The sequence below is a fragment of the Clostridium sp. genome, from assembly GCF_040797585.1.
In the GTDB taxonomy this organism is placed as follows: domain Bacteria; phylum Bacillota; class Clostridia; order Clostridiales; family Clostridiaceae; genus Clostridium_Z.
The window spans coordinates 18,216-32,002 of record NZ_JBFNEO010000004.1 but is presented as its reverse complement, the minus strand read 5'-3'; the positions used below and the strand labels follow the sequence as shown (position 1 = coordinate 32,002).

General features: G+C 30.7%; 9 protein-coding genes and 1 other annotated feature. Of the genes, 6 read left to right on the top strand and 3 right to left on the bottom strand.

Annotation, left to right across the window (positions count from 1 at the left end; translation table 11 throughout):
• Positions 1–163: 163 nt before the first annotated feature.
• Positions 164–2,623, bottom strand: a complete 2,460-nt coding sequence (gene leuS / locus AB2369_RS00600; RefSeq protein ID WP_367664527.1) for a leucine--tRNA ligase — start codon at positions 2,621–2,623, stop codon at positions 164–166.
• Between the two features lie 54 nt (positions 2,624–2,677).
• Positions 2,678–2,892 (bottom strand) — a binding site (T-box leader).
• Positions 2,893–3,266: 374 nt separating this feature from the next.
• On the opposite strand from leuS, the gene AB2369_RS00595 reads away from it, so the two are divergent.
• A complete protein-coding gene (locus AB2369_RS00595) occupies positions 3,267–4,562 on the top strand; it encodes an NCS2 family permease (protein ID WP_367664526.1) in 1,296 nt (431 codons plus the stop codon).
• 235 nt (positions 4,563–4,797) lie between these two features.
• On the opposite strand, the gene AB2369_RS00590 is transcribed toward AB2369_RS00595, so the two are convergent.
• Together AB2369_RS00590 and cloSI are read right to left on the bottom strand one after the other, a co-directional pair.
• The gene (locus AB2369_RS00590) at positions 4,798–5,352 is read right to left on the bottom strand and encodes a class IV adenylate cyclase (RefSeq protein WP_367664525.1); all 555 of its coding nucleotides are present in this window, start codon (positions 5,350–5,352) and stop codon (positions 4,798–4,800) included.
• 479 nt (positions 5,353–5,831) lie between these two features.
• Positions 5,832–7,385: a clostripain gene (gene cloSI, locus AB2369_RS00585; RefSeq protein ID WP_367664524.1), complete on the bottom strand. Its 1,554-nt coding sequence runs from the start codon at positions 7,383–7,385 to the stop codon at positions 5,832–5,834.
• Positions 7,386–8,172: 787 nt separating this feature from the next.
• Between cloSI and AB2369_RS00580 the strand changes: the two genes are divergently transcribed.
• From AB2369_RS00580 to AB2369_RS00560, 5 genes are all read left to right on the top strand, one after another.
• Positions 8,173–9,849 (top strand): peptide-binding protein, encoded by a 1,677-nt coding sequence (locus tag AB2369_RS00580; RefSeq protein ID WP_367664523.1) that lies wholly within the window; start codon positions 8,173–8,175, stop codon positions 9,847–9,849.
• 104 nt (positions 9,850–9,953) lie between these two features.
• Positions 9,954–10,931 carry an ABC transporter permease gene (locus AB2369_RS00575; protein WP_367664522.1) on the top strand — a complete coding sequence of 326 codons (978 nt, stop codon included), beginning with the start codon at positions 9,954–9,956 and terminating at the stop codon, positions 10,929–10,931.
• 6 nt (positions 10,932–10,937) lie between these two features.
• Positions 10,938–11,792 (top strand): oligopeptide ABC transporter permease, encoded by an 855-nt coding sequence (gene opp4C, locus AB2369_RS00570; protein WP_367664521.1) that lies wholly within the window; start codon positions 10,938–10,940, stop codon positions 11,790–11,792.
• An 11-nt stretch (positions 11,793–11,803) separates the two neighbouring features.
• Complete coding sequence (locus AB2369_RS00565) at positions 11,804–12,778, top strand: ABC transporter ATP-binding protein (RefSeq protein WP_367664520.1); 975 nt, start codon at positions 11,804–11,806, stop codon at positions 12,776–12,778.
• Positions 12,775–13,770: an ABC transporter ATP-binding protein gene (locus AB2369_RS00560; RefSeq protein WP_367664529.1), complete on the top strand. Its 996-nt coding sequence runs from the start codon at positions 12,775–12,777 to the stop codon at positions 13,768–13,770. The genes AB2369_RS00565 and AB2369_RS00560 overlap by 4 nt, the downstream gene beginning before the upstream one ends.
• The last annotated feature ends 17 nt before the right edge of the window (positions 13,771–13,787 follow it).

Genomic DNA, 13,787 nt, shown 5'->3' with positions numbered 1-13,787 from the left:
TTATTGTCCTAACATATCTTAAATGATTATTAGTGTTCCATTTTCGTTTAAATTATAAAATTCGCCAATACCCTTATAGGATATTGGCGAATAAATAATAGTATTATATTACAGTTTTGCAAAGTGGATTAATAGAATAAAAAACAAGTTTCCTATTGAATTCTTATTTAACAACTATATTTACAAGTCTTCCTTTTATAACTATAACTTTAACTATAGTTTTACCTTCAGTAGCTTTTTTAACATCTTCGTCATTTAAAGATGCTTCTTTTATACCATCTTCATTAAGGTCAGAAGGTATATTTATTTTAGCCTTTATTTTACCATTAACTTGGATGGCTATTTCTACTTCATCCTTTATAAGAGCTTTAGCATCCAATGTAGGCCAAGGTTCACTAAATACTGAATAGGAGTTATCAGTTACTTCTTCATTATTGTTAAAGATATTCCATTGTTCTTCACTAAAGTGAGGGGCAAATGGAGCAAGAAGTCTTATATAATCAAGACAAACTTCCTTTAAGAAGGATAGATTTTTAGAGTCTTCATTAATATACTTAGATAAAGCATTTATAAACTCCATCATTCTAGCAATAGCAGTATTAAATTGAAGAATTTCAGTATCTTGAGTTACATTCTTTATGGCAAAGTGTCTCCAGTAGTTAAGCTCCTTTTCAGCTTTATCTATTGAAGTTTTATCATTTTTTCCACTAGTAATAGCTTCAAAGGATGAAGTTAAGGCTCTTTCTATTCTATCCACAAATCTAGCTACGGATTTTATACCATCATCACTCCAAGCTCCGCCTTCTATATAAGCAAAGCCAAACATTAAATACATTCTAAACACATCAGATCCGTGTTCTGAAATATAATCATTAGGAGATATAGTATTTCCTTTAGATTTACTCATTTTAAGACCATCTGGTCCAAGGATTAATCCTTGATGAGTTAAAGAAGTGAATGGTTCATCAAAGTTTAAATATCCCATATCCCTTAAAGCTTTGTTTATAAATCTTGCATAAAGAAGATGCATACAAGCATGCTCAGGACCACCAACATATTTATCTACAGGTAAAGTCTTATTTATAAGTTCTGTATCAAAAGCTTTATCAGGATTCTTAGAATCCACATATCTTAGGTAGTACCAAGAAGAACATACAAAGGTATCTAAGGTATCAACTTCTCTTTTAGCAGGTTTTCCACACTTAGGACAAGTAGTATTTACAAACTCCTCACATTTAGCAAGAGGAGATTTTCCATCAGGAGTAAACTCTACATTGTATGGAAGTTCTACTGGTAAACTGCTTTCTGGAACTGGAACTGTACCGCAGCAATCACAATATACAATAGGTATTGGAGTTCCCCAATATCTTTGTCTTGATACAAGCCAGTCACGAAGTCTATAGTTAACCTTAAATTCTCCAACTTTAAGCTCTTCTAATTTCTTTGTAAGAGTAGTTTTAGCTTCTTCTCCAACTAATCCATTAAATTCTCCAGAGTTAACCATTGTACCAAACTCACAGTAAGGTAAAGCCTCTCCGCCTTCTATAACTCTTTCTATTGGAAGGTTATATTTAGTTGCAAAAGAGAAATCACGCTCATCATGACCAGGAACAGCCATAACTGCACCAGTTCCATAGGTTGCAAGAACATAATCTCCAATCCATATAGGAACTTCACGTCCGTTTATAGGGTTTATAGCATAAGAACCAGTAAATACTCCAGTTTTCTCTCTAGTTATAGATTGTCTTTCTATTTCAGATTGCTTTTTAGTTTCTTCCTTATACGTTTCTACTGCACTTTTGTACTCTTCAGTAACTATATCATTTACTAATGGATTTTCAGGTGCAAGAACCACATAGGATACTCCAAATAGGGTATCAACTCTTGTTGTAAATACATTAAAGGATAAATCACTGTCCTTAACTTTAAAGGTAACTTCAGTACCAGTAGATTTTCCTATCCAGTGCTTTTGCATAGCTTTAGTTTTTTCAGGCCAATCAAGGGTATCTATTTTTTCAAGTAATTCATCTGCATAGTCTGTTATTTTAAAGAACCATTGAGTAAGATCCTTTTTAGTAACCTCTGAACTACATCTTTCACATGCACCATCTAAAACTTGCTCGTTAGCTAGTACTGTAGCACAGTCAGGACACCAATTTACTGGAGCTTTCTTTCTATATGCTAAACCTTTTTCATAAAGCTTTAAAAATAACCATTGAGTCCATTTGTAATAATTAGGATCACAAGTTACAACCTCATGGTCCCAGTTAAACATAGCTCCCATAGCTTTAAGTTGAGCTTCCATAGTTTTTATATTCTCTACTGTGGAATCCCATGGATGTACTCCTGTTTTTATAGCGTAGTTTTCAGCAGGAAGACCAAAGGCATCAAAACCCATTGGTTGAAAAACATTAAATCCTTGCATCTTTTTAAATCTAGCCCAGGAGTCTACTGGACCATAATTAAACCAGTGTCCAGCATGAAGCTGAGATCCAGAGGGATAAGAGAACATCTCAAGAACATATAATTTTTTATCTAAATTATTTTCATCGAATTTATAAAGATTTGTTTCTTCCCATTTATTTTGCCATTTTTTATCTATGGCTGTAGAATATTTTGCCATTAAATAAACCTCCTTTTGTTTATAAAAAAATAAATAAAAAAGCCTTCATCTCAATAAAGAGACGAAGGCATAATTCTCCGTGGTACCACTCTAATTAGAATATAATACTTATATTCTCACTTATAAAATCCTAACGAATTTCTCCGTACTTGCATTTCCTCAAGTAAGCTCCTAGGCAAGTTCATAAGCCTTTATCACTGTTTTTCACCAAAGCCAACAGCTCTCTATAGACTAAAGTTCCTATTACTACTCCTAATCATAGCCCTAATATTAAATTTTTGAATTTGCTTTATATTATATTACATATGTATTCAGGAGTCAAGAAATATGATTTTTTTAATGAAAATAAATCATACATATTAAAAATCATATAGAATTTGGAGAAAAGTAAAAAGTCAATAGATGTACTTGTAGTACTTAATTAATAAATTTAAAGAGAAAATATTGTTGAATTACCTTGATAAAGTAATTATAATTATTAAAAAGCAGTAATAGTGTTTCATATAATATCTATTAATGTCTATCCTTGAATATATAGGAGGAATTAAGGGGAATATTAGAAATAATATAAATAGTAGAAATAAGGATTTTTAAATTAAATTTTATTTGGATGAATAATTTTCTGAAGGGAGAAAACTTTAGGATGAAATTTTTTAAAAACTTGGAGGCGCAAAAAACTAATGTAAAGACAGAGATAATGGCTGGGTTAACTACCTTTTTTGCTATAGCATATATAATTATAGTTAACTCAGAAACATTATCTTTAACAGGCATGCCAAGAACAGCAGCTATCTTTGCTATAGTCTTTGCTTCAGCAGTTGGATGCTTTATTATGGCATTTTATGCTGATTCACCAATTATATTAGTTCCAGGGCTTGGAGAATGTGCACTGTTTGTATTTACTATCTGTGGTAAAGATGCCATGGGATTAAGTCTTAGCCAAGGCTTAGCGGCAATATTTATATCAGGAATATTATTTTCAATTATAGCATTTACAAAGCTTGGTCAAATATTAACAGAGGCAATACCAGAGGATCTTAAAACTGTTATTATAGTAGGTATAGGTTTATTTTTAACATTTATAGGTCTTAGAAATGGGGGCATAGTTGTAGCTAGTCCAGCGACTATGGTTGGACTTGGAGATTTTGGATCAGTTAGAGTTATAGTGACTTTAATAAATCTTGGAATCGCTCTTTTCTTATTTTCTAGAAATATACCAGGAGGATTTTTAATATCCTTAGTTTTAGGTACAGTAGTTGGTATAGTCTTTGGAATAGTTGATATTTCATCAATATCTTTTGACATGCCTTCTATATCTGAATATTCAGGAGTATTCTTTAACATGGACTTTAGCGGGCTAGCTGATCCAACTTTCTGGGTTGCAGTGTTTAGTCTAGTATTATTAGTAACTTTTGAAAATTTAGGACTTATGTATGGCCAAACTACTAATATGATAGGAGCTCCAGAGAAGTTTAAAAATTCTTTCAGAGGAGGAGCATTATCAGTTATAACTTGTGGTATATTTGGATCATCTCCAACCATAGATGCTATAGAAACAGGGGCAGGCATAGCAGCAGGTGGTAGAACAGGGCTTACAGCTTTAACTACAGGTATATTATTTTTATTATCTTTACTATTTACTCCTTTAATAATGATAATACCAAGTGAAGCTATAGCACCAATATTAATAATTATAGGATTTTTAATGGTGTCTAATATATCAAGAGTGGATTTTGGAAACTTTGAGATAGGTTTTCCTTGCTTTTTAATATTATCTACAATACCTTTAACCTTTAGCATAGTAGACGGTATTGCTTTAGGATTTATAGCATATCCATTAGTTATGATATTTAAAGGGAAGGCTAAGGAAGTTAAGATTCCAATGTATGTAGTATCCTTAATTTTTGTTTTAAGTTTTGTTCTTAAAGTCATAGCATAATCTTTTGTATCCCATAGGGGTTTAAGTAGGTTTTAATGGGAAACCTTATGAATGCAAAAGGTAGAAAAGATGTTTTTTAAAGGCTACTGATATATGTCAGTAGCCTTTAGTATTTATCTGATGTCTAGGAGATGTAACACCCACATCCCCTTAAAAGGTGGGTGATAACAGTTGTTACGCGCCTAAATTAACTCATCTAACCTTCAGATGGTGTAAAGAGCAAAATTTGAATCTATTAAAGGCCTTTTAAATTACTGTTATTGTAATCACCTATAATTTCATATATGGTTTTTGAAGTTGTCTCCTCTAATGTGTATCCTACATGGTTTAAAACTTCAAGGAGCTCCTCTTCACTAGGAGATTCAACCTCTATGTAAGGAAATGGACAGAAGCTTTTATCATTTATATCTATTTCAACTAGAGTATTTTTATATTTATAGCTTTCTCTATACTTTTTAATAGATTCCACTAGCTCTAGTCCAAGGGATTTAAAGATATTTATTCCCTCATCCCCATCTTTTATTATGGTTTCATTTTCTTCCATAAGTTTATACTTTTCTTGGCTTATCATTTTTTTAGTAGTCATGTAATATCTAGTTTCATTCTTTAGCATATCTTCAATGACTCTAATTCTAGCATAGCCTTTATCCTTAAGAAGTCTTCTATCATTAAAATCAAATATATGATTGATTTGGTTCTCTTCCTTAACTTTAACTGTCTTTAAAGAAGAAAGTTTATGCCTAATATCGTCCACATCTATATTTATCACTCTAGTTTCTATTTCTCTCATTAAATAGTACCTCCTAATAATATGATCAGAATTTTTCAATGAAAAATCTTTATGTTCTAGGTAATACTATTTTAGTAAATTAACATATATCATGTAAAGGACTATTTAAAATTGAATTTATTTGGGAAGTTAAAAGATATTGATTATAATCATGGATATAATTTATAAAAGATATGTTTTTGTTACTAAAGGGTTTATTAAATAGAAAGAAATCTATATAACTTTTTTTATTATTTAGAAGTATATATTATATTTTGTGAAAAGTAAGAATAGTATAATGGTTTGTATATTTAAAGAATAAGAGGAAAATATTTTAATGGACTTAATAGATCTTTAAATAAAATAAAAGGCACATACATGAACATAGATTAAATGTTATATTATAAATTTTTAAATTATAGAAGGGAAGTTTTAGTTAACCTATGTCTAATATACATGCCTTTTATTTAAAAACTAAATTCTATATAATTATATGAGAATTACCATTGATATTTATTAAATCCACCTGTAGCATCATTAGTCTCGTCAAACCAGGAATCAAGAAGTTCAAACCAGTTACCAACTTTATTTATTTGAGGGTCTTGTCCATCTCTACACCAAGTAAGATTACCGTAAGGTATTCTAAGTTTCATGTCTATGGTGTTAAGTGGATGATACCATCTTTGGTATTTAAAGTGAGGGGTAGAACTTCCTAAATTATTATCTTCATATATTTTATTTCCATCTGGAAGGAAAATGCTTAAACCATTTTTACCTTCTTCAAAGATAGATTTTCCATTAAATCTACTTTGACCAAAGGAATATACAACTGTATCATCTATGGTTGTCATAAGATTCTTAGCAGCTGTTTTGCTTTCCTCGCTAAAGGTTTGCTCTAGGCTTATTTGTTTTGCTAAGTCATAGATATCAAAGTAAGGATAGTATATCCATTCAAATTCATCTGCTTCTTTAAAGTAGTGAATTAGAGAGGTGTTTCTGCCACTTCCTCTTAAAGCTTCTACCTTATCTTTTTCATTATTAATACTTAGGCTTTTAGATAATGAGTCTAAAGAATCTTTCATAGATTTAACTTTGGATAGGTCATAAAGGCTTAGTTGTTGATTGGTCACTCTTGTAGCGGAATCTCTTTGTTCTTCAATCATTAAAGCTCCTAGCTCTTCAGTGGTAATAGTTGAAGGATCAAAATATTTTTCTTCTCCTCCAAGGGTTAAATCAGTTTCTCCATTAGTTCCACCACCTGATTGTAGTCTTGAGAAAATTTTGTCATATTTAAAACCATATCCCCAAACATTTGGGCTTGAAGCTACCATATATTTAGCTTCAAAACCTCCATTTCCAGGTCTATATTGGTATGCTATTTCTGAATTTCCCATAAGGCAAGCATCGAAAGCAAGAAGATCTACGGATTCATTGTGAGTTAAAACATCTGATATTTCTCCCATGTATAAAGTATCATCGCCATTACTTTCATCCCAAGCTATGGCTTTATTTATTTCAGTAGGTTTCTTTCTTTCTCTAGCTCCTCCACCATGATTTGACATTAGAAGTGTGTATTTATCAGCAGTATAATTGGCTTTACCGAACTTTATGAATTTCTTTAAAGTTTCGGCATCCCCCATGTTGCCCTCATAGTTACTTGTAGTAGTTATTTCAGGAAATTCTGAGCCACCATCAACTCTTATGGCTTTATTATCTTCAATTTTATATAATCGCATATCCCTAAAGTTTTCACCGAAGGTAGAAGTGTCAGAAGTGTAATTACCATTTCTATCTACTAGAACTAATAAATTTAAATTAGGGTTGTCCACATATCCTCGTTTCATTTCCTTTATATCATTTAATATATAAGGTTCTAAATCATTATCAGCATCAGCATATATCATTATTGTAAGTTTTTCAGAAGCCTTCTGAGTTTTTGGTTGATTATAATCTTTTTGGGTTAAAGGAGAAGCTTTTGCAGGAATAAAATTAAACAAAGTGGTGGACATTAGGGTAGCAGCTATGAATAAAGAAATATTTTTTTTATTAAACATACTATTAACTCCTTTAAATATAATTTTTAGTAAATAATCAGAATGAAACATATTAAGTGTATAAAATATATAGGTAGTATACATTTAAGTTTAGCTTTATAAGTCTTCATAGATATTTACATTAAAGTACTTTAAGAGCATAGTGAATATTTTTATAGAGGTTTAATAAATATATTTATTATTTGATCACGTGAACTTAGTAACATTTTATCATTTAAAAAGGAAAAATAAAGAAAATCTTATCGACTAATTTGTTCACAAAAATAATATGTATACAAGATAGGTATACAAAAAGCTAAAAAATACATTGAAAAATACAAAAAAGTTTTATAGTTCATAAAAAATATTCAAAGGAGAGCCTTTATTTCTTTAAAATAGTTACAAAAAATGTCAGTAAAAAGTTGTACAAAACATATAAATTAAATATAAAAACACATTGATATTGATATAACTATTTAGATTTATATTAGTATATAGAAGAATTTACATTAAATAGAACCAAGCTTCCTTCAGGTGGTATTTTCTCCACCATCTGAAGGTTAGATGATTTAATCTAGGGGTCTAGGAGCTGTAACACCTCCATCTTTTAAAAGGAGGGGTGGTTAACAGCTCTGATGGCCATGAGATAAAAACATATATAAGTTAAGTTGTTATTATAAAATTTAATAATATCTATAGGAACTATAGAAAAATTCAATATACTTTGAAGTAATTCTTGCAAATAGATATAATTAAGAAGGCAATTTAGCTATTACATTATAAGATATTAGAGAGGGGAATTTACATAATGAAAGCCAAGAAACTTATTACAATTTTTGCTTCATCACTACTTATAGCATCATTAGTTTTAACGGGATGTAGTAGTAAGGGCAGTAAAGATACAGGATCTACAGGGAGGGTAAAAGATAAAATAGTATATGCTCTTCCTACAGCACCAACGGGAATATTTAATCCACTTATATCCAATACAACCTATGATGGAGCTGTAAATAGTTTAGTATATTCAAGCTTATTATCCTATGATAAGGATTATAAGTTAAACAACGAACTTGCAGAGGAGTATAAGGTATCTGAGGACAATCTTACATATACATTTAAATTAAAGAAAGATTTAAAATGGCAGGATGGAAAGCCTTTAACTACTAAAGATGTAGAATATACTTTCAAAACCCTAGCAGACAAGAATTATGATGGACCAAATAGGAATATTGTAGAGGGAATAAAAGGTGCAAAGGAATATACTGAAGGAAAGACAGATAAAATAGAAGGAATAAAAGTCGTAGATGATAGGACAATAGAGTTTATTTTTAATGAACCTTATTCTGTAGCCTTAGGTAATATAGGTACTTTAGGAATAATACCAGAACATATATGGGGAAGCGTAAGTCCTGAAAAATGGAAGGAAAGCAGTGAATTATTAACAAATCCTGTGGGGTCAGGACCTTATAAGTTAACAAAGTTTGAGACTGGTCAAAGTGTTGAATTTGAAAAAAATGATAGCTTCCACGGAGATAAGGCAAAGACTAATAAATTCATATTTAAAGTTACAAATCCAGATACAGTTCAAGGTGAAATTATCAATGGAACTATAGACGTGGCAGATGTATCTGATTTAAAGGAAAAGGATAGAGAAAGCTTAAAGAGCCAAGGGTTTAACTTAGTTTCATATCCTAAAAATAGTATAATCTATATGGGTATGAATTTAAGAGATGAAAAGTTTAAGGATGTTAAGGTTAGACAGGCAATAACCTATGGAATTAATAGACAAGAAGCCTTAGATAAACTTGCAGAAGGAAATGGAACCATAGTAAATGTTCCTATGTTACCATCTAGCTGGGCTCATCCTAAAAATACCAATTTAAATGAATACAAATATAGTGTAGAAAAAGCTAAGGAATTATTAAAAGAAGCAGGCTGGGAAGATAGGGATAATGATGGAATAGTTGAAAATAATAAAAATGAGAAATTTGAAGTTACACTACATACTCCATCAGATCAAAAACCTCAAGAACAAAGAGCTTTATTAATACAGTCTAACCTAAAGGAAATAGGAATTAAAGTAGACATTTTAACTATGGAGTTCAGTACTCTTATGCAACAAGTAGTTGGAGATCATGACTTTGATATGTATCTTATGAATAATATGATGCCAATAGACCCAGATCCAAAACCATATTGGTATTCAACTGCAGCTTCAGATAAACCAGGTACCTTTGCTTGGAATATTTCTAGCTACAAGAACCCGGAAGTTGATAAACTTATTGATGAAGCTTTAAAGGTAGTGGATATGGAAAAGAGAAAAGAGATATATGCTAAATATGGAGAGATAATGAATAATGATGTGCCTTGGGTATATTTCTTCTCTCCAAACGTAGTTAAAGCTACAAACTCTAAGCTTAAAAACTTTACTCCAAATACTAATTTAGACTTCTTAGATGTTGAAAATTGGTATATAGAAGAATAGACAATTGTTTAATTATTAAGATATAGGTAAAAGAGAGGTGTAAAAGATTTTTTCTTTTAACACCTCTCTTTTAAAATCTATATATGACAATTATTTAAAAGTAGGTGAAGATTTTGTATAGACGTATAGTCAAAAGACTTATTATTTCTCTTATAGTACTTTTTGGTATATCCATAATAGTTTTTATCTTTGTACATAGTCAACCAGGAAATCCATATATTCATATGATGAATCCCAATGTTTCACCAGAACAAACAGAGGAAATGCTAAAGAATCTTGGATATTATGATTCTATGCCAGTAAAATATATAAAATGGGTCTTAAGGGCTATTAAAGGCGACTTTGGATATTCAATACAATATAAAGAACCAGTGTTATCAGTGATAAATAAGAGGATAGGAAATACTCTTATTCTCTCTATAGTTGCCACCTTTATAAGTATACTTATAGCAATACCTTTAGGGGTTTTATCTGCCATAAAAAAGAATTCAGCTTATGATTATATAATAACAATTATATCTTTTATAGGTATATCAATACCCTCATTTTTCTTTGGAATGCTTCTTATAAAATGGCTTGCCTTTGATCTTAGAATATTACCTATATCGGGAATGAAAACCCCAGGAGAAAATTATGAAGGGGTACAAGCTGCTTTAGATATAGGAAAGCATATGATAATGCCAACCATAGTTTTAGCCTTAATGAACACTGCATCCTTAATGCGATATACAAGATCTTCTATGTTGGATAATATAAGTAAAGATTTTATACAAACAGCAAGGGCAAAAGGTCTTAGGGAGAAAAAGGCTATGATAAAACACGGATTTAGAAACTCTTTAATACCTATAATAACAATACTTTGTATGCAAATACCTACCATATTCTCAGGAGCACTTATAACAGAAACCATATTTGTATGGCCTGGAATAGGTAGATTAAATTATGAAGCAGTGTTAAATAGGGATTACCCTTTAATAATGGGGATACTTATGATAATGGCAGTTATTATATTATTATCTAATATTTTAGCTGATATTTTATATTATTTAGTTGATCCAAGGGTAAGATATGGAAAGGAATAGTTAATAATGGAGATGAAAATAAAAAGTAACATAGCATTTAGAAAGTTTAAAAATAATAAACTTGCGTTTATTGGGTTAGTAATATTATCTGTATTACTTCTTCTATCTATTGTAGCTCCCTTAATAACTAATATAGATATGAACAAGGTGGATTTATCTAATATTTCTTCCAGTCCATCTAAGGATCATATCCTTGGCACTGATGAGATGGGAAGAGATATATTTGCAAGGCTTATATATGGAGGAAGGGTATCTCTTTTAGTTGGAATAGTAGGAACTCTTATGCAAATGCTTATAGGGGTAACCTTAGGGGCGTTAGCTGGGTATTTTGGAGGAGTTATTGATTTTATAATAATGAGAATAGTTGACATCTTTATGTGTTTTCCATTCTTTGTAATAGCTATAACCATGGCTGCTATTTTAGGACCTAGCCTTTTAAATGTAATTATAATAATAGGAGTTCTTTCGTGGACATCCATAGCTAGAATAGTAAGAGCAGAAATACTAACTCTTAAGAATATGGAGTATATAGAGGCATCAAAGGCAATGGGATTAACACCTCTAGAGATAATATTAAGCCATATACTTCCTAATATCATGCCTTCAATATTAGTTGCTGCTACTTTATCTATAGCTAATGGAATATTAACAGAATCAGCCTTAAGCTTTTTAGGCATGGGAGTAAAATTGCCACAACCAAGTTGGGGGAATATGTTATCTGCTGCTCAGAATATGTCCACCCTTCAAAATGAATGGTGGCAATGGTTACCACCAGGATTATGTGTTTTACTTACGGTTTTATCAATAAATTTTTTAGGTGATGGTTTAAGAGATGCACTAGATCCTAAAACAAAGAATTAGGAGAGAAATCTATGAAGGATTATATATTAGAAGTTAATAATCTAAATGTTAAAGCAGAAACCTTAAATGGAATAATTGAAATTTTAGAGGATGTAAGCTTTAAGGTTGAAACATCGAAGATATTTGGAATAGTAGGGGAATCAGGGAGTGGAAAAAGTATAACGGCTTTATCCATAATGAATTTATTAAAAAGAGATACATTCAATATAAATGGAGAAATTATTTTTAATAATAAGGATATTTTAAACCTTAGTGATAAGGAAATGAGTTCTATAAGAGGTAAGAATATTGCTCTCATATTTCAAGATCCCATGACAGCATTGAATCCAATAATGACAGTTAGAGAACAGATAGAAGAGATTCTAATTATACATAATGGTAATAAGAAAGGTGAACTTCAAAATAAGGTAGAGGAAGTTTTGAAAAAGGTTAGAGTACCTAATCCTAAGGAGATCATGGAAAAATATCCATTTCAATTAAGTGGAGGTCTTAGACAAAGGGTTATGATAGCTATGGCTATAATTCTAAAACCAAAGCTTATAATAGCAGATGAACCTACCACAGCTTTAGATGTTACTATACAAATGGAAATCCTTAATCTTCTAAAGGATTTAAGTAATGAACTTCAGTGTACAGTTATTATAATAACTCATGATCTTTCCGTGGTGGCAGAAATTTGTGATGAAGTTATGGTTATGTATTTAGGAAGAGTATTAGAACAATGTAGTGTAATAGAGTTTTTTGATAATAAACTTCATCCTTACTCTGTAGGTCTTGTGGATTCAACTCCAGATAATATGAAGGATAATAGATTTTTTAATATAGATGGATATATACCAAAGGTATATGAAAAGCCAAAGGGATGTAAATTTAATACAAGATGTAATAAAGTCATGGATAGATGTATGAAGACGGAGCCGGAACTTATAACCTTAAAGGAAGATCATAGAGTGAGATGCTTTTTATATTCTAAAGAGGAGGAATAGGGTTGGATAATATATTGGAGGTTAAAAATTTAAAGAAAAGTTTTATTCAAAATCAGGGGTTTTTTACCTCTAATAAAAAGATATTTAAAGCAGTAGATAATATTAGCTTTAACATAAAAAGAGGAACTATAATGGGGCTTGTAGGAGAGTCTGGATGTGGAAAATCAACTACAGGAAAGCTCATTTTAAATTTAATAAAGCCTAGCTTCGGAGAAGTTAAATTTAATAATAAAATTATTTACAATGTGGAAGATAAGGTTGAGCTAAAGGGAAAGGCTTTAAGAGATTTAAGAAAAGATATGCAAATAATATTCCAAGATCCCTATTCCAGCTTAGATCCAAGAAAGAATGTGGAGAGTATAGTCAGTGAGGGAGTAAAGAAACATAATCTTTTAAGGAAATCAGAGTTAAGGGATTATATAATTAGTTATTTAACTCAATGTGGATTAGATGAAGATACTCTTAAAAAGTATCCCCATGAGTTTAGTGGAGGACAAAGACAAAGAATAGGTATAGCAAGAGCTTTAGCCTTAAATCCTAAGTTTATAGTTTGTGATGAGCCAACAGCTGCCTTAGATGTGTCAATACAATCTCAGATACTAAATCTTATGTTAGATTTAAAGGAGAAGCATGGATTAACTTATTTATTTATATCCCACAACTTAAATGTAGTTAAAAACTTTTGTGATGATATAGGAGTTATGTATTTAGGTACTATTGTAGAAAAAGGAAATGCTAAAGAAGTGTTTAAATCTCCCCTTCATCCTTATACCAAGGCGTTGATATCATCAATACCTAAGTCCCATCCTTTAGAAAAGAGAGAAAGAATTATTTTAAAGGGAGATATTGAAAGTGCAAGCAATATACCAAAAGGATGTAGGTTTAACACTAGATGTCCTTTTGCTAAGGATAGATGTTACAAGGAAGAACCACAGCTTTTAGAGGTAAAGAAAGATCATTTTGTCTCTTGTCATTTATATAATGAACTTTAAAACATAACATATAATAA

Coding starts and splice junctions, on each gene's coding strand:
- opp4C (WP_367664521.1), top strand. CDS start 10,938: ATGGAGATGAAAATAAAAAGTAACATAGCATTTAGAAAGTTTAAAAAT.
- AB2369_RS00565 (WP_367664520.1), top strand. CDS start 11,804: ATGAAGGATTATATATTAGAAGTTAATAATCTAAATGTTAAAGCAGAA.
- leuS (WP_367664527.1), bottom strand. CDS start 2,623: ATGGCAAAATATTCTACAGCCATAGATAAAAAATGGCAAAATAAATGG.
- AB2369_RS00580 (WP_367664523.1), top strand. CDS start 8,173: ATGAAAGCCAAGAAACTTATTACAATTTTTGCTTCATCACTACTTATA.
- AB2369_RS00595 (WP_367664526.1), top strand. CDS start 3,267: ATGAAATTTTTTAAAAACTTGGAGGCGCAAAAAACTAATGTAAAGACA.
- AB2369_RS00590 (WP_367664525.1), bottom strand. CDS start 5,352: ATGAGAGAAATAGAAACTAGAGTGATAAATATAGATGTGGACGATATT.
- cloSI (WP_367664524.1), bottom strand. CDS start 7,385: ATGTTTAATAAAAAAAATATTTCTTTATTCATAGCTGCTACCCTAATG.